The sequence below is a fragment of the Acinetobacter sp. YH12241 genome, from assembly GCF_013417535.1.
Lineage (GTDB): Bacteria > Pseudomonadota > Gammaproteobacteria > Pseudomonadales > Moraxellaceae > Acinetobacter.
The window spans coordinates 1-15,989 of sequence record NZ_VPDQ01000042.1; the positions used below are offsets into that span (position 1 = coordinate 1).

Annotated in this window: 12 protein-coding genes and 3 tRNA genes; 7 read left to right on the forward strand and 8 right to left on the reverse strand. The window is 44.6% G+C overall.

Going from position 1 to position 15,989, the window contains the following annotated elements:
- Window positions 1–169 precede the first annotated feature (169 nt).
- From FTV18_RS14490 to FTV18_RS14500, 3 genes are all read right to left on the reverse strand, one after another.
- Window positions 170–1,579 (reverse strand): DASS family sodium-coupled anion symporter, encoded by a 1,410-nt coding sequence (locus tag FTV18_RS14490; protein WP_180010973.1) that lies wholly within the window; start codon window positions 1,577–1,579, stop codon window positions 170–172.
- Window positions 1,580–1,663: 84 nt separating this feature from the next.
- Window positions 1,664–2,446 carry a sulfite exporter TauE/SafE family protein gene (locus FTV18_RS14495; protein ID WP_180010971.1) on the reverse strand — a complete coding sequence of 261 codons (783 nt, stop codon included), beginning with the start codon at window positions 2,444–2,446 and terminating at the stop codon, window positions 1,664–1,666.
- Between the two features lie 179 nt (window positions 2,447–2,625).
- A complete protein-coding gene (locus tag FTV18_RS14500; protein WP_034169835.1) occupies window positions 2,626–2,898 on the reverse strand; it encodes a PspC domain-containing protein in 273 nt (90 codons plus the stop codon).
- Between the two features lie 250 nt (window positions 2,899–3,148).
- Between FTV18_RS14500 and FTV18_RS14505 the strand changes: the two genes are divergently transcribed.
- Window positions 3,149–3,835: a hypothetical protein gene (locus FTV18_RS14505; RefSeq protein WP_159123913.1), complete on the forward strand. Its 687-nt coding sequence runs from the start codon at window positions 3,149–3,151 to the stop codon at window positions 3,833–3,835.
- A 157-nt stretch (window positions 3,836–3,992) separates the two neighbouring features.
- Here the strand turns inward: FTV18_RS14505 and FTV18_RS14510 are convergent.
- The 5 genes from FTV18_RS14510 to FTV18_RS14530 form a co-directional block, all read right to left on the reverse strand.
- Window positions 3,993–4,068 (reverse strand) — tRNA-Lys (locus FTV18_RS14510).
- Window positions 4,069–4,125: 57 nt separating this feature from the next.
- Window positions 4,126–4,201, reverse strand: a tRNA-Lys gene (locus tag FTV18_RS14515).
- A 21-nt stretch (window positions 4,202–4,222) separates the two neighbouring features.
- Window positions 4,223–4,298, reverse strand: a tRNA-Lys gene (locus FTV18_RS14520).
- A 197-nt stretch (window positions 4,299–4,495) separates the two neighbouring features.
- Window positions 4,496–6,337: a long-chain-acyl-CoA synthetase gene (locus FTV18_RS14525; protein WP_180010969.1), complete on the reverse strand. Its 1,842-nt coding sequence runs from the start codon at window positions 6,335–6,337 to the stop codon at window positions 4,496–4,498.
- Window positions 6,338–6,510: 173 nt separating this feature from the next.
- Window positions 6,511–9,945: an Rne/Rng family ribonuclease gene (locus FTV18_RS14530; RefSeq protein ID WP_180018638.1), complete on the reverse strand. Its 3,435-nt coding sequence runs from the start codon at window positions 9,943–9,945 to the stop codon at window positions 6,511–6,513.
- 99 nt (window positions 9,946–10,044) lie between these two features.
- Here FTV18_RS14530 and FTV18_RS14535 point away from each other — a divergent pair, with 99 nt between their 5' ends.
- From FTV18_RS14535 to dmpG, 6 genes are all read left to right on the forward strand, one after another.
- Entirely contained in the window at window positions 10,045–10,194 is a 150-nt protein-coding gene (locus tag FTV18_RS14535; RefSeq protein ID WP_180018640.1) for a hypothetical protein, read from the forward strand.
- 520 nt (window positions 10,195–10,714) lie between these two features.
- Window positions 10,715–11,683 (forward strand): RluA family pseudouridine synthase, encoded by a 969-nt coding sequence (locus tag FTV18_RS14540; protein ID WP_004781807.1) that lies wholly within the window; start codon window positions 10,715–10,717, stop codon window positions 11,681–11,683.
- A gap of 320 nt (window positions 11,684–12,003) precedes the next feature.
- Window positions 12,004–12,672, forward strand: a complete 669-nt coding sequence (locus tag FTV18_RS14545) for an HAD-IA family hydrolase (RefSeq protein ID WP_180018642.1) — start codon at window positions 12,004–12,006, stop codon at window positions 12,670–12,672.
- A gap of 408 nt (window positions 12,673–13,080) precedes the next feature.
- Window positions 13,081–13,878 (forward strand): 2-keto-4-pentenoate hydratase, encoded by a 798-nt coding sequence (locus FTV18_RS14550; RefSeq protein WP_004781809.1) that lies wholly within the window; start codon window positions 13,081–13,083, stop codon window positions 13,876–13,878.
- Between the two features lie 22 nt (window positions 13,879–13,900).
- A complete protein-coding gene (locus FTV18_RS14555; protein WP_180018644.1) occupies window positions 13,901–14,797 on the forward strand; it encodes an acetaldehyde dehydrogenase (acetylating) in 897 nt (298 codons plus the stop codon).
- Window positions 14,798–14,808: 11 nt separating this feature from the next.
- Window positions 14,809–15,828 (forward strand): 4-hydroxy-2-oxovalerate aldolase, encoded by a 1,020-nt coding sequence (gene dmpG / locus FTV18_RS14560; protein WP_166138095.1) that lies wholly within the window; start codon window positions 14,809–14,811, stop codon window positions 15,826–15,828.
- The last annotated feature ends 161 nt before the right edge of the window (window positions 15,829–15,989 follow it).

Consider the following 15,989-nt stretch of genomic DNA (forward strand, 5'->3'; position numbering starts at 1 on the left):
CTCATGAAATACGGTATTCTGATGGGACAAAACCTGAATCCTGGTCGTTAAAGTGTTTGTTTGCACTCATATTTTAACTGTTAGGACTCAGGTTTTTTTATTTAAAGCAAACTATGGGACAGCAGTGCCCTCGGGTGCTTTTTAATTTGGAATCTGGATTTATTTAAACTTAGATAAAGAACCAGTAAATAAACAGGGAAACCAAGAAAATACACATGATATTCAGGACAAAGCCGACTTTCATCATTTCACTTTGTTGAATATGGCCAGTACCAAACACAATCGCATTCGGTGGTGTCGCCACAGGTAGCATGAAGGCACAAGAAGCCCCAATCCCGATCACAATCACCAGAATCTCTTTAGGCATACCCATCTGGTCGGCAATGGCGGCAAAGACCGGAACCAGTAAGGCAGCTGAGGCAGTATTACTGGTAAATTCAGTCAGGAAGATGATGAAGGTTGCCACAACGAAGATAATTACGAGAGGCGAGGAGTCACCGAAAGCATTTGCCAGTGTTTGACCTAAAACCAGAGAACTGCCTGAATCCTTCAAGACAGCACTTAAGGTCAAGCCGCCACCAAACAGATAGAGCACGCCCCAATCGGTATTTTCAGCAACCTGTTTCCATGTAGCCGTACCCAGAATCACCACCAGACAGGCTGCCAGAATCGCGATCCAGGTATCAGGCTGTGAAATACCGAAATTTTCAGTCAATTTTTTACTGAAAATCCAGGCCATCGCCGTACAGAGGAACAACACCATCGTCGCAATACGGGTGGTGGTCCAGGGGATATTTTCAGTGACAAAATTCACCTTATGATTCAGTTTTGGACGCAATACCACATACAGACTGATCAACATTGCTGGCAGAATAATGAACATCATTGGCAGGCCGACTTTCATCCAGTCAGCGAAGTCATAACCGAGGGCTTTGGCTGCAATCGCATTCGGTGGAGAACCGACGATGGTGCCCAAGCCACCAATACTGGCTGAATAGGCAATCCCGAGCAGAATAAATACAAAGGTTTTACGTTCTTTTTCGGCATCCAGATGCGCAAGTAAACCCAGCGCCAGAGGCAACATCATAGCTGCGGTGGCGGTATTGGAAATCCACATCGACAGGGCAGCAGTTACTAAAAAGATAGCTAGTACCGAAGCACCGAGATGTCCACCGGAGAGCGAGATAATCCATGTGGCAATCTTCTTGTCCAGTTTCTGGATATGCAGCGCCGTAGCCAAAGCAAAACCACCAAAAAACAGGAAAATCACGGGATCGGCAAAGGTAGCGAGTGCTGCCTGCATGCTAATCGGTACCAGTTCATCACCATCTGCCATCGGCATACTCAATACAATCGCCAGTACCGGTATGAGTAGGGCTGTAATCGTAATATGCAGGGCTTCGGTCAGCCATAGAATGGCGATAAAGGTCAGTAGGGCCAATCCCTTATTGGCATTTTCGTCATAGGGTAAAATATGATACAAGCCATAAGAGATCACGGCAGCGATCACAATTAAAATCCAGCCTTTGCGAATTCCTTTTGGCATGGCATTAGTCGGGGTGCGTAAAGGGTCGTTCATACAACCTCCTTGCTCAACTTTTTTATTTAAAAGCGTTTTTGAAATTCTTATAAAAGTGAATATGTGTTTTGATTAAAAAAGATATTATTTAAACAGTATAGTAGAGTGTTGTAATAATCCCACACTTTGCCAAAGTGCGTAAATCCCCAGTCCAAATAGAAAAAACAGCACCAGATATTTGAAATGTTGCTGGGAAAGTCGATGCCGTATTTTTCCACCCAGCCAGACGCCGATGAGTGCAAATAACATGATTCCGAGCAGGATATGTCGCTGATGGGTTTGTAAAGAAATGAGGATCGGGAAGAGTAAGGTCAACTGCACCAGTTTGCTGGCAATAAAGTTAAGATTACTGATGATGACGATATCAGTTTTGGAGAGCTGGCAGCTAAGCAGATACATCATCAGGAAGGGGGCCATGGCATTGGTTGCACCTCCAATCATGCCGGCCAGTAAACCGAATCCTAGCATACTGAGCTGACTGCTACTGACCCGAAGCGGAGTAGAGCGTAACTGATCCAGTACATAGAAAATAATCACCAGACCCAGTAATAATTTAAGATAGCCTTCATTGATCCAGATGAGTAATTTGACCCCCAGCACACTACCGACCAAGCTGCTTAACATGAGTGGCCAATAGCGTGAGACATAATAGCAAATGCTCTGCAACAGGCTATGTTTTGGATCGCTATTGAGCATCCAAAGGTTCAATAACAGGCAGGGGAGGATCACTAAGGTGACTGCTGTACTTAAGGCATATTCACTGGATAAGGCAGCCGTACTCAGCATAGGAAAGCCAAAGCCACTGACCCCATGCAGTAATGCTGCGATCGCACACAGCCAAAGCACAATCCATTCTGCCTGTGTCATCTGGAATCCATTTCAAGAATAAAGTATCAACTTACCCTGAACAGGTGAGCAGGGTAAAGCATAAAATGGTAATAAGACCAAAACCTAAAATCAGGCAAAAAAAACCACGATCTTTTGGGGGAAAGACCGTGGCATAAAAATTTCACCATATGAATATTTAGGTGAAAGAGGAAACGATTTTATCGGTAGTCTTTATCCTGATTCACGGTACGCACAGGACGTTCATAATCAGTTCTGCTCGCAGCATAATCAGGCATAGAATTCTTTTTTGGCATCACTAACCATAGAACCAGATAAACTAAGATACCCGGGAAAGCAGCACTCATGACCGAAATAATCACGAAGATCAAGCGTAATAAATTTGCGTTCCAACCAAAACGTTCAGCAATACCGCCCATTACACCTGCAATCATGTTTGAGCGGTTAGAGCGATATAAACCAACATTGGCCATCCAAGTCTCCTAAAAGAAAAAATAAGGTTGAGTCTAAAAAATGACTCGTATTTATAAGAATGGAGTTTTATCTGAATTTTTAAAGTATCTATTGAAAATAAATTCGTTAAGTAATGTTACGGGAGATTAAATAATCCTTAAAAAATCACTAAGATCATAAAAATTCCATTGAATTCATTATTAAAACTTATAAGTTTTCAGTGAGTCGTCTGCCTATATAGATGTGCACCCCTTCAGGTATATTTTTAAAATGAAATCGAATGTATCGCATCATTTAAGTGGTTTATGCCGGCTTGGATTTGTGCTGGGAAGTGTTGCAGGACTGATTGCCTGTGATGACCATCAAAGCAAACCCTTACCTGATACTACGAAAACTTTGGCACAAGATGGCGTAGTCATCTCCGCCGCCAATGAAAGTTATGACACCCGTAATGCTAAATCGCTCACCCAGACTGCAACCTATAATGCATTGCCTGTAGAACCAAATGTCGATCCTAAACCTGTACCGGATTATGCCAAAAGCTATGTCGGGCGTTATCTTACCCAGATTGATTGTGACGGACGGTTTGCACCTTGTACGGAAGGGAAGTCGGTGTTTATTTTGACTTTATTGCCAGATGGTACAGTGCATCGCAGTATCGTGCATTATGGCAAAGTCTTTGTGAATAATTCCAGACGAGTTCAGACCGAAAGCAATGTGACCTATCGTAAGGACCGCTGGACGATTAATCCGGAACAAACTGAACTGATCGTGGACCGTAAAGAGGGGGCAAAATTCTATTATACAATTAAAAGCCCAACCCATCTGGTCATGAATCTGGAAAAAATTTATGACGAAAAAGAACGGGCAAACCAGCAGTTATTTGATCAGGGTTATCCTGCACCTTCTAAAGCGTATGAGTTGGTCAAAGATTCTGAATTTAAGATGACAGAATAAAAGCGATAAAATCTGTAAAAAATTTAAAAACAGAGTAAATGGAAATGGCGATTCTAAAATTGTCAGGATGAATTGCGCTTAAATAAAAAGAATGAACTGAATAATATATGAAATATTATAAGAATATTGAAAGAAGAAATAAATATAGAGGGGAGAATGGTGGGCCGTCCGCGACTCGAACGCGGGACCAATGGATTAAAAGTCCACTGCTCTACCAACTGAGCTAACGGCCCATTCGGGTAATCAAAGTAGCTTTGATTGAAGTTTCTAAAAAGAGATTTTAGAAATGATGGTGGGCCGTCCGCGACTCGAACGCGGGACCAATGGATTAAAAGTCCACTGCTCTACCAACTGAGCTAACGGCCCATCAGGGGATATCAAATTTAATGGTGGGCCGTCCGCGACTCGAACGCGGGACCAATGGATTAAAAGTCCACTGCTCTACCAACTGAGCTAACGGCCCTGAACCAACAATCAAGCAAGGCTTAATTGTGCAGTGCAAAAGAAACTAAAGAGTTCTGAAAGCACCACTTTGTTTGATGGAGCGTATTGTAGCAAGATCTCATTGCAGCGCAAGTAAAAAATAACAAAGTTGCCTATGTTTGATTATAAATACAACAATTCTGCTTTATCTAAACAAAAAATAGGCAACTTCAGCACTTAGAAACGATATTGATAGGCTTGAATGTTCTCAAAAATTTCTTGAGTCAGCTCACAATACGCATCGCTGCCTGGCAATAAAACCAGCAAGCGTTCATCGGTTTTGTTTGGGTCAAAAGCCTGTTCTTTCAGTTTGTTTTTCTGATACTTGAAGGTACCGGTCGTTTCTACCTGTTCTTGAATGCGCAGAAAAACTGGAACTGCATATGCAGGCAGACAGCGTTTAAAGGTGCTGACCATATTTTTCAGGTCTTGCTCATCCAGGGTGCTTCCCGGTTGCAGGGTAATTGCAGCCATACCGGCACGGCCATTGGTATTTGGAATTTCTACGCCATAAACCACAGCTTCGATAATTTTGTCATACTCGGTCAGCATGTTTTCGACTTCAGTCGTTGAAACATTTTCACCTTTCCAGCGGAAGGTATCACCGAGACGATCAACAAACTGGGCATGACGGAAACCGATATTACGCACCAGATCGCCGGTATTGAAGTAGGAATCACCTTTACTGAACACGTCATGCATGATGACTGCCTTGTTCTTTTCCGGATCGGTATAACCATCGAAAGGGGAGCGGCGGGTAATTTTACCGATCAATAAACCGGTTTCACCTTTTTTTACCCGTTTGCAGCGACCTTTGGCATCACGCACAGGCTCATTTTTATCTTTATCAAATTCGATAATGGCATAAGGCGTTGGTGAGAAACCGACAGTATTGTCAAAGTTAAAGACATTGCTGAAACCGACATTACCTTCACTTGAGGCATACAGTTCCAGTACTTCCTTGATGCCAAAACGGGATTTGAATTTATCCCAGATATTCGGGCGCATGCCATTACCAATCATCTTGGTGACACGATGGCCTTTTTCCAGTTCAGACGGTGGGGCATCCATCAGGTAGCGGCAAAGTTCACCGACATAACCAATCGCAGAAGCATCAAATTTTTTGACATCTTTCCAGAAGGAAGAGGTGGAGAACTTGCGACGGATGGCAAAAGTACTGCTTCCGGCAATCACCCCACACCAGCACACCACAATACCTGTCGCATGATAAAGCGGCAGGGTGCAGTACATCACGTCATCTTTATTCAGGTTCAGGACATGGCCATAGGTGCCATAGGCGAGTGTCCAGCGGCTATTGGTAAAGACCACAGCTTTAGGTAAGCCAGTGGTGCCTGAAGTATAGATATAGAACAGGCCGTCTTTGCCCTGTACCGAATGCGTAGTCGGTGTATTGAATTTCGGGAACTGGTCAATCTGCTCTGCCAGGTTGATAAAACCTTCAGGTGCCTGTCCGGGATTTTCTTGCGTATTCTGATCGGCAAACCAGTGAAAACGGTCAGCGGCAATATTGAGATCATGACGGATTTCATCAATAGCAGCACGGCACTCTTCACCGACAATGACTGCAATCGGTTTCACCAGGTTAATACTATGTGTCAGGACTTTACCGACCTGAGAGGTATTCACCAGCGCAATCGTGATGCCCAGCTTGGCCAGGCCAATCACACTGGCAATAAACTCCGGACGGTTTTCGACCATCACGGCCACCACATCACCTTTCTGTGCACCGAGAGAGAGGTAGAAATGTGCGATCTGGTTCGCCCAGCCATTTAGGTGAGCATAGGTATAGGACTGATCCTCAAAACGTAATGCAATACCTTCAGGATTACGCTGTGTTGCTTTTTCAAAAGCCAAACCCAGGCCTGCGGGCGTATTGGGAGTACGTAAATACGCCTGTCGCAGTCCGTTTAGCAGATTAGGGACCTTACTGATGAAGGCAGGGATTTTGGCTGCGACATCTGCAATGCCAATAAGATCGGGTTGATTCGTCTGGGTCATGGGCGTCCTATTATTTTTCGTATCCAATGCGTTTAATTTATATGCAATAAACGGATGGTAGCCATCTTTTAGCGTGTTGAAACTAGAGTAATCAACCTATTCTGACAAAATCTAGCAAAAAAAACCTAGCCACCGAAATGACTAGGTTTTTTAGTTAACTGCAATTGGGCGAATTATGACTCAGTTGCAGTATTGGTTTTTTTCGGTGGACGGCCACGTGGGCGACGTGGGCGGGCAGCCGGTTTTTCAGCTTTTGCTACAGTTTCTTCAGCTTTATCGGCTTCCGGAGTTTCGGTAGGTGCAGCTTTGTTTTCTGCTGGAGTTGCTTCAACTGTAGTCGTTTCAGTGACTTCTTCAGCGGGAGCCTGTTCAGCTTTCGCAGTTTCTACAGATGCTTCAGCAGCTGGCTCAGGAGTTTGAGTCGCTTCAGTTGTATCAGCACTTTCTACTGCAGCTACCGGAGCTTCAGCAGGTGCAGCTTCAGCACTTTCAGCTTTCGCTTCTTCTGCTGGAGCCGTTGCTTCTGCAGCAGGTTCAGCCGCAGTAGATTCTGCTTCAGCTTGTGCTTGCTGTTTAGCCTGCTGTAATGCTTGCTCGGCAGCCAGTTTGGCGAGACGACGACGCTCACGTGGATCATTCGCCACACGTTTCTCTGAAACTGGTGCAGGCGGAGTTAAATCCAGCACAGGAGCAGGTTCTGCTTCAGGCTGCGCTTTGCTGACTTCTACATCACGAGTTACAGGTTTTTTCTCTGTGGTCGCGGTCGAAACCGTTGCTAAAGTCGCATTATATTCCTGCGTGAACTTTTGCAATGCACGGTTAAACGTTGGCAACAGACCGAACTGTTCAATCAGGACTGAACAGTCTTCACCATAAACATGGCGAATCAGGCTACCAATAGTGTATTGGCCAAGTGTTGGCACCTGTGATGGTGTCAATTGCTGAGTTTTCGCCTGTTGGCCTTGTACAGCACGACGGTCGCGACGACGTTGACGTGGGTCATTGCTGGCACGCTGTTTTGATGATGACTGAGCTTCAGGCGTTTTCTCTGCAGGAGCAGATGCAGTCACTTCAGTCAGGAACTCTTCCGCAGCTGGTGCTTCTACAGGAGCATCGGCAGGGGCAGTCACTTCAACAGCAGGTTTTGCGACTGGAGCAGTGTCATTCAATGCCACAATTTCGCTTTTCGCCTCGTCAATATTTACCACCATTGCTGTTGGCATCACTTCTTTACGAGGAGCATCGACCAGTTCCACACGAACTTGCTTTTCATTGACTGCTGGCGCTTCAACGGCAGCAGGTGCTTGAGGTGCAGCTTGTTCATTTAGAACACTTGGATCGCGGTGGCGATTTGGACGTTCTGGACGTTGCTGGTTGCGACGGTCACGACGTGGCACGTTTTGCTGTTGCTCATTGCCGTGAGTATCGCTTTGCTGTGCAGACTCATTGTGGTGCTGACGGCGAGAGTTGCGTTTGTTTTCACGCGCTTCCTGACGTTGTTCCTGACGAGAAACCTGAACCACTTCTTCATGCACCTGATGTTGTGATGCATTATCAGACTGCGCCTGTTCACGTGGCTCTTTGTGCTTGTTGCTACGTGCTTTCTTGTTATGACGCTGTGATTTCTCTTCACGTTCAGCTTTTTCAGACTGATCACGCTCTGGTTTATGGACTACAGTCGATGGCGCCAGATAAGCATTGCCGGTAGTTGCTGGTGCTGCAACAGCTGTTGGCTGTGCGGATACTGCTGGTGTTACAGGAGCAACCTGGCCGAACTGGCCACGGCTCACTGCACCGCCATTCACCATCTGTTCAATAGCAGCAGCAGCATTGTTCGCTGTGCGAGATTGATCAACAGTAGTTGCCTGTTTTTGTACAAACAGGTTTTCTAACCATGCACATGGGCTGGCAGCAGGTGCGGCAACTTGAGCAGGTGCCTGTTGTGCAGCAGGTGCTTGCTGTACGTTTTGCTGATTCTGGTTATTGCGGCGTTTATTGTTTTTGCCGTTGTTTTGCTGCTGAGCAGGTGCTGGTGCAGCGGTATGCGTATGTTCTTCTTCTAAATGCCACTCAGAAGACTCATAGCCCAGTTCTTTTTCGCTTGAACGGGTTGCTTCAGTACGCTCGTAACTTGTCGGTGCGAAACCTTCAGGATTATACGAAATTTCGTAGTGAGGTGTTTCCAAGTGTGGATGTGGAAGTACAGTCACACGTGTATTTGAAGTTTGTTCCAGATATACTAGGCTGTGACGTTTTTCATTGAGCATGAACGCCGCAATTTCTACTGGTACTTCAACCTGAACTTCACCATGACGTTCACGTAGTGCGATTTCTTCCACTTTACGCATAATTGAAAGTGATAGAGAACGCAGGTCACGTACCATACCGGTACCATGACAGCGTGGGCAGACATAACCAGTTGCTTCTTCAAGCGATGGACGCAGACGTTGACGGCTCATTTCCATCAGGCCGAAACGAGACAGTTGGCCGAACTGGATACGTGCGCGGTCGCTTTGAGTTGCTTCACGCAGTTTCGCTTCTACCATACGCTGGTTGCGGTCTTTGGTCATGTCGATGAAGTCGATGACAACTAAGCCACCGATATCACGTAAACGTAATTGGCGAGCAATTTCTTCAGCGGCTTCAAGGTTGGTATTTAACGCTGTATCTTCAACGTCCTGACCGCGAGTTGATTTTGCCGAGTTAATGTCGATTGAAACTAAAGCTTCAGTTTGATCGATCACGATCGAACCGCCTGAAGGCAGTTTTACTTCACGTTCATAAGCAGTTTGAATTTGGCTTTCGATACCGAAATGCGCAAACAAAGGCTCATTCAATGTATAAGTTTTCAGTTTGTCTAACTGAAGCGGCATTACTGCTTTAACGAAGTTATAAGCTTCGTTATAGGCTTGCTCAGAGTCAATCAGGATTTCTGCTACATCATCACGCAGGTAATCACGGATGGCACGAGTTACCACACCTGCTTCCTGATGGACCAGCATAGGTGATGGACCTGAATTTGCAGTGCTTTGAATTTGTGCCCAAAGGTCTAGCAAATGTTGCAGATCAAGCTGTAATTCTTCTTGAGAACGGCCAATGCCTGCTGTACGAACAATGACGCTCATACCACGTGGCACATTTAAAGAGGCCAGCATTTCTTTCAGTTCTTCACGTACTGAACCAGAAATCTGACGGCTGATACCGCCACCTTTCGGGTTGTTTGGCATCAGAACCAGATAACGACCAGCTAAAGAGATGAAAGTTGAGAGAGCAGCGCCTTTATTGCCGCGCTCTTCTTTTTCCACCTGAACCAGAAGTTCAGTACCTTCAGTAATCAGTTCACGGATATTTGAAGTTTGGCGAGGATCGGCTTTGTAATAAGAGTTTGCGATTTCACGCATAGACAGGAAGCCTTGGCGACCTGCGCCGTATTCAACGAATACAGCTTCTAAAGAAGGTTCAACGCGAGTCACGTGACCTTTATAGATATTAGATTTTTTTTGTTCACGGGTACGATTCTCTAAATCGAAATCGTAAAGACGCTGACCAGTGACAAGTGCAACGCGAATTTCTTCGGCATGTGTTGCATTAATCAACATACGTTTCATGGGTGTAACACCTTATAGTGATACACAGCAAAAAATCGCTATTCACGTAGCGAACATCACACATCACGGATCAATGGCTCAGATCTCCAATGAGTTTCATTGTGGTCTGAGTCTTTTATTCCCGGCGTCTACTTGAATATAGATCAGCTTCGGTATTTTGATTCACGTATTGATGATGGCAATACGGCTTCAATCTTTAAACGATTAAAGTCACCTGAACGTTTCACTGGCGGACAAGCGGTGCATTAGATGTGAGTAACTTTCACTGTCACATTGCTCGAAGATCATCCCTTCTTTATAGAAAGTGTCTTGATACGGAATTGTCGTCGTATCTTTACAAACTGTGCAGATCCAATGCATCAAACGCTGTAGCCTGAAGTCGTCTTCAGGGTGCGACTAATCTGATGTGTATCAGTTTACGTTTAAAAACCAACTAGGTTGGCGACATATTTTTTCAGACAAACTGATTTATGTACCTGAGGTACAATTAAACGCAACAGTTTGCTTTGTTTGCCGATATAATAAGCCTTCGGCGTCGGCATAATTCTTTTGGGACCTTCCCGTATCATGTGAGTCTTTAATTGAATAATCAAGTTCAGAGAAATCTGAAATGCTTCAACTTTTACTCACAAACGATGGTTTCCGTGCGCTGACTATATCAAACCTTGCATCATCTGCCTATGGGCTAAGCTTATGTTTCTTGTGTAAAGCATAACCTAAGTGATCAGTTTTTAATCAATTTTAGTAATTTTTGGGTCATAGTAACTGTATGAATTCTACACAACAATGGCAAAGCGTCACTTGGTTTGAAGTGGATGAACATCAAGATGGACAGCGAATCGATAATTTCTTGTTCAGTCGTCTGAAAGGGGTGCCTAAAAGTCGGATTTATCGTCTGATTCGTGAAGGACAGGTTCGCGTCAATAAAAAACGCATTAAGGCCGAAACCAAACTGGCGATTGGCGACCAGATTCGTGTGGCACCTATTCGTTATGAACAAAAAGATGAATCAGAAGCGCCGATTTCGGACAAGGTGGCTCAAGGTCTTCTGTCACGTGTGGTATATGAAGATGAAGGCTTGATGGTTGTCAATAAACCATCGGGTATTGCTGTGCATGGCGGTAGCGGTGTGGCGTATGGCCTGATTGAAGGCCTACGTGCTGCAACAGGTAAAAAATACCTGGAATTGATTCACCGTATTGACCGTGACACATCGGGTCTGGTGATGATCTCGAAAAAGCGCAGTACCTTAAAAACGCTACAAGATTTATTACGTGAACATAAGATTAAAAAAACTTATGCCGCTGTCGTGAAAGGGCAGGTAACGCTAGATAAGCAACTCATTGATGCACCTTTGCATCGTTATGAACTTTCTAATGGTGAGCGCCGTGTCCGTGTCTCTAAAGAAGGCAAAGAGTCTAAAACCCAGTGGAATGTGGCAGAGCGTTTTATGCATGCGACACTGGTGTATGCTTCTCCATTGTCTGGTCGTACCCATCAGATTCGTGTACATGGTCTCAGCATTGGTCATCCGCTGGTAGGTGATGAAAAATACGGACATGAAACTGAATATCGTGGGCCAAAACCACGCCGCTTATGTCTGCATGCGATGCGCTTAGAAATTCCGGGTTATCCGACGATTGAAGCACCGTTACCTGAAGATATGCAGAGTCTTGTAGCTCAGCTTCGTGCGCAAAAGGCGGATAAGGTGGTAATACCTACGGAAGATGACGAGTAATTTTTAGCTTTTTAATGAGTCTTATCTTGCTTTACTTGAGTGGGAGAAATTTCCCTCTTTATTAGAGATGATTCAAGACAATTTCTAAATCAATGAAGGGCGACATGGATGGCGCCGTTACTCTGTGGCACAGGGACGTGCCATCAGAGTAACAAAGGATTTTTGCTACTTTTCATCCTTGAAAAGTAGATAATACCTATACGAAAACAGCTGCTCACTGATGTTAATTGTGGTGGGGAATTAATTTAACTCACCTCTCCCAAACCCTCTCCTAGAAGGAGAGGGCTTAAAGACACTGAATCAAATACTAGGAACCTTATATGAATTCACCTATAAAACTGGTCATTTTTGATTGGGATGGCACTTTATTTGATTCAGTGGGTCAGATCGTGTCGAGTTTACAGTTTGCTGCGCAACAGTTTCAGCAACCTTTAACTGATGCAGATGCGAAAAGCATTATCGGGCTGGGTTTGCCAGAAGTCGCACAACGGCTATTCCCAAGTGTGCCAGAATTACATGCGGATATTTTGCAGGCCTATTCAGATCACTATGTGATGAACTCAGTCAATGATGCCTGGTTTGAGGGCGTAGCTGAGATGCTGTATAGTTTAAAAGATGAAGGGATTAAGCTAGCGGTGGCAACAGGTAAAAGCCGTAAAGGTTTAGACCGGGTACTAAAACAAACGAATAGTCTGGAACTATTCCATGCCACTCGTGCTGCCAGTGAAACCCGCTCCAAACCTGATCCTTTAATGCTGGCTGAAATTCTGACTGAAACTGGTGTCAATGCGCATGAAGCGATTATGGTCGGTGACACTTCTTATGATCTGGAAATGGCGATGAACATTGCCATGCCAAGTGTAGGTGTGACTTATGGCGTACATACACCGGAAACTTTGGCACAGTTTAATCCACTGTCGATTGTGAAGGATGTCAGCAGTTTGCATGACTTTTTATTGGCTAAAGTCCAATGGAAAGAAGCCATTTAATTCAGTATCTTAGTCATTATTCAAGATCCGGCATTTTCTGAAACGGAAGATGCGGATCAATGCGGTAGATTTGAACAACTGGTCTTATCTTTTAGTCTAAAGTTGTGATTACAGTGGTTTTGTTCTGTCATGATTGTTGAGTTATTTAGTTGGATATAACTTAATTCATAATTATAAGATTATGTTTTTAATTGATTTTTATAAATTTAATTTATAGATAATAGCTATTGCAAAAAATAAAATAACTATTGGCATTCAAGTCGTATTTTTCCCATCCTAAAACTGTTTATTCATATGCCCGTACTAGGCGCAATTGTTTATTGGAATGATCGAAATGATCAGGTCAGAACATTTTGCCTGTCTTAGTTCTCGGCATAAGCCTCATTTTTGCAGTTTAAGGAAACATTGATGTCGAATTCTGCTGTTGTTGAATCAGTTGCACAAGCATTACGTACTGCTGAACTCTCAAAAACTGCGATCGCACCGATTCGCCCGGAACTTGGTGGTGAAAGTGCTGACGTAGATATTGCCTATGCCGTTCAGGAAGTAAATACCGAGCGTGCTCTGGCGGAAGGTCGCCGTCTGGTAGGTCGTAAAATTGGTTTGACATCGAAAGTGGTTCAAGCACAGCTTGGCGTAGATCAGCCTGACTTCGGTATGTTGTTTGCCGACATGGCCTATGGCGATGGTGAAGCAATCCCTGCAGGTTTGCTGATTCAACCGAAAGTTGAAGCTGAAATCGCATTGGTCATCAAAGAAGATCTGACTAAAGCAAAACATACGTATGCAGACATCATTAGTGCAACTGACTATGCACTTCCTGCTGTAGAAGTGGTCGATAGCCGTATCGAAAACTGGAAAATCAGCCTGATTGATACCGTAGCTGATAACGCATCTTCTGCTGCATTCGTTCTGGGCTCTAAGCCTGTCAAACTGGAAAACCTTGATCTTGTGAACTGCAAGATGGTCATGACACGTGGCGACGAAGTGGTTTCTCAAGGCGTGGGTAAAGCATGTCTGGCAAACCCGTTAAATGCTGCTGTGTGGCTGGCAGATGAAATGGTACGCCGTGGCCGTCCATTGCTAAAAGGCGACATTATTTTGACTGGTGCTTTGGGTCCAATGGTTGTAGCTCAGCCTGGCGACGAATTCAAAGTTGAAATTGAAGGCTTTGGTTCAGTAACAGCTGCTTTTGCTGCTGAATAAGGGAATACAAGAGAGTACATTCATGAAAAAGATTAAATGTGCATTGATCGGTCCAGGTAATATTGGTACTGATTTGCTTTATAAACTGCAACGCAGCGAATGGTTAGAACCAGTATGGATGGTGGGGATTGACCCAACTTCTGAAGGTCTAGCACGTGCAGCAAAAATGGGTTTAAAAACCACTGCTGAAGGCGTAGACGGTTTGCTGCCTCAAGTAGTTGAAGATGACATCAAAATCGCCTTCGATGCAACTTCTGCTTATGTACATGCTGAAAACAGCCGTAAGCTGAACGAGCTTGGCGTGTTAATGATTGACTTAACACCAGCTGCAATTGGTCCTTACTGCGTACCACCTGTCAACCTTGAAGCATTGCTTGAACAAGGTGAAGTGCCAAACGTCAATATGGTAACTTGTGGCGGTCAGGCAACGATTCCTATGGTTGCAGCGATTTCTCGCGTTCAGCCTGTGAACTATGGCGAAATCATTGCGACTGTATCTACTAAATCAGTTGGTCCTGGTACACGTAAAAACATCGACGAATTCACGCGTACGACTGCTGGTGCGATTGAGAAAGTGGGTGGTGCGAAACAAGGTAAAGCGATCATCATCATTAACCCTGCTGAGCCACCACTGATGATGCGCGACACTGTTCACTGCCTCGTTGAAGGTGAACCAGATCAAGCGGCAATCACTGAATCTGTACATGCGATGATCCTCGAGGTTCAAAAATACGTACCAGGTTACAAACTGGTGAACGGTCCTGTATTTGATGGCAACCGCGTATCGATCTTCCTTGAAGTTGAAGGTCTGGGTGACTTCCTGCCTAAATATGCAGGTAACCTCGACATTATGACTGCAGCAGCTGCACGTACCGCAGAAATGTTCGCAGAACGTGTTTTAAATGCAGTTGAAGCTTAAGGAGCACCTTCATGTCTAAGATTATTATTAATGATATGACTTTACGTGATGGTATGCATCCCATGCGCCATCAAACTACACCTGAGCAAATGGTTGCGATTGCAACTGCGCTGGATGATGCAGGTGTACCGCTGATTGAAGTAACACACGGTGACGGCCTTGGCGGTAACTCTGTGAACTACGGTTTCGCAGCTGCAACTGATGAAGAATACCTAAAAGCGGTTATTCCAAACCTGAAACAAGCAAAAGTATCTGCGCTGTTACTTCCTGGTATTGGTACGGTTGATCACCTGAAAATGGCGCATGATGTAGGTGTAGCAACCATCCGTGTTGCAACTCACTCTACTGAAGCAGACGTTTCTGAACAGCACATTACTGCTGCTCGTAAACTGGGTATGGATACTGTGGGCTTCCTGATGATGGCACACATGGCTTCTCCAGAAAAACTGCTTGAAGAAGCGCAAAAAATGGTGTCTTACGGCGCCAACTGTATCTATGTAACTGACTCTGCAGGTTATATGCTGCCGCAAGACGTGACTGACCGTGTTGGTATTTTACGTGCTAACTTAGGTTCAGACATCGAAATCGGTTTCCATGGTCATCATAACCTAGGTATGGGTGTTGCGAACTCTGTTTCAGCAGTGCAAGCAGGTGCAACACGTGTTGACTTGGCATCAGCTGGTCTGGGTGCTGGTGCAGGTAATACGCCACTTGAACTGTTTGTTGCGGTTGCCAATCGTATGCAAATGGAAACTGGTGTTGACCTGTTTAAAGTACAAGACGTTGCAGAAGATCTGATCATTCCAATGATGACTCATCAGATCCGTGCGGACCGTGATGCTGCAACTTTAGGTTATGCGGGTGTTTACTCTTCATTCCTGCTGTTCGCTAAACGTGCTGAAGCAAAATATGGCGTATCTGCTCGTGAAATTCTGCTTGAGCTTGGTCGTCGTGGCACCGTTGGCGGTCAGGAAGATATGATTGAAGATTTGGCATTGACTATGTCTAAAGCGAAAGAGCTTCAAGCTTAATAGTTAAAAGCTAAATTTTAAAAAAAGCGTCCGAAAGGGTAATGCCAGTCAGTTAAGAGATTGACTGGCATTTTTTTGGGTATTTCTGTGGTTTCCCTTTCACAACTCGTGGGTAGTTTCTACTTCTTTTTTTCGGTAAAACATACCTTTTAGATTTTTCC

Bases quoted from the DNA above. Each gene is read 5' to 3' on its own strand.
- FTV18_RS14490 (WP_180010973.1), bottom strand. From the start codon at position 1,579: ATGAACGACCCTTTACGCACCCCGACTAATGCCATGCCAAAAGGAATT.
- FTV18_RS14495 (WP_180010971.1), bottom strand. From the start codon at position 2,446: ATGACACAGGCAGAATGGATTGTGCTTTGGCTGTGTGCGATCGCAGCA.
- FTV18_RS14500 (WP_034169835.1), bottom strand. From the start codon at position 2,898: ATGGCCAATGTTGGTTTATATCGCTCTAACCGCTCAAACATGATTGCA.
- FTV18_RS14505 (WP_159123913.1), top strand. From the start codon at position 3,149: ATGAAATCGAATGTATCGCATCATTTAAGTGGTTTATGCCGGCTTGGA.
- FTV18_RS14525 (WP_180010969.1), bottom strand. From the start codon at position 6,337: ATGACCCAGACGAATCAACCCGATCTTATTGGCATTGCAGATGTCGCA.
- FTV18_RS14530 (WP_180018638.1), bottom strand. From the start codon at position 9,945: ATGAAACGTATGTTGATTAATGCAACACATGCCGAAGAAATTCGCGTT.
- FTV18_RS14540 (WP_004781807.1), top strand. From the start codon at position 10,715: ATGAATTCTACACAACAATGGCAAAGCGTCACTTGGTTTGAAGTGGAT.
- FTV18_RS14545 (WP_180018642.1), top strand. From the start codon at position 12,004: ATGAATTCACCTATAAAACTGGTCATTTTTGATTGGGATGGCACTTTA.
- FTV18_RS14550 (WP_004781809.1), top strand. From the start codon at position 13,081: ATGTCGAATTCTGCTGTTGTTGAATCAGTTGCACAAGCATTACGTACT.
- FTV18_RS14555 (WP_180018644.1), top strand. From the start codon at position 13,901: ATGAAAAAGATTAAATGTGCATTGATCGGTCCAGGTAATATTGGTACT.
- dmpG (WP_166138095.1), top strand. From the start codon at position 14,809: ATGTCTAAGATTATTATTAATGATATGACTTTACGTGATGGTATGCAT.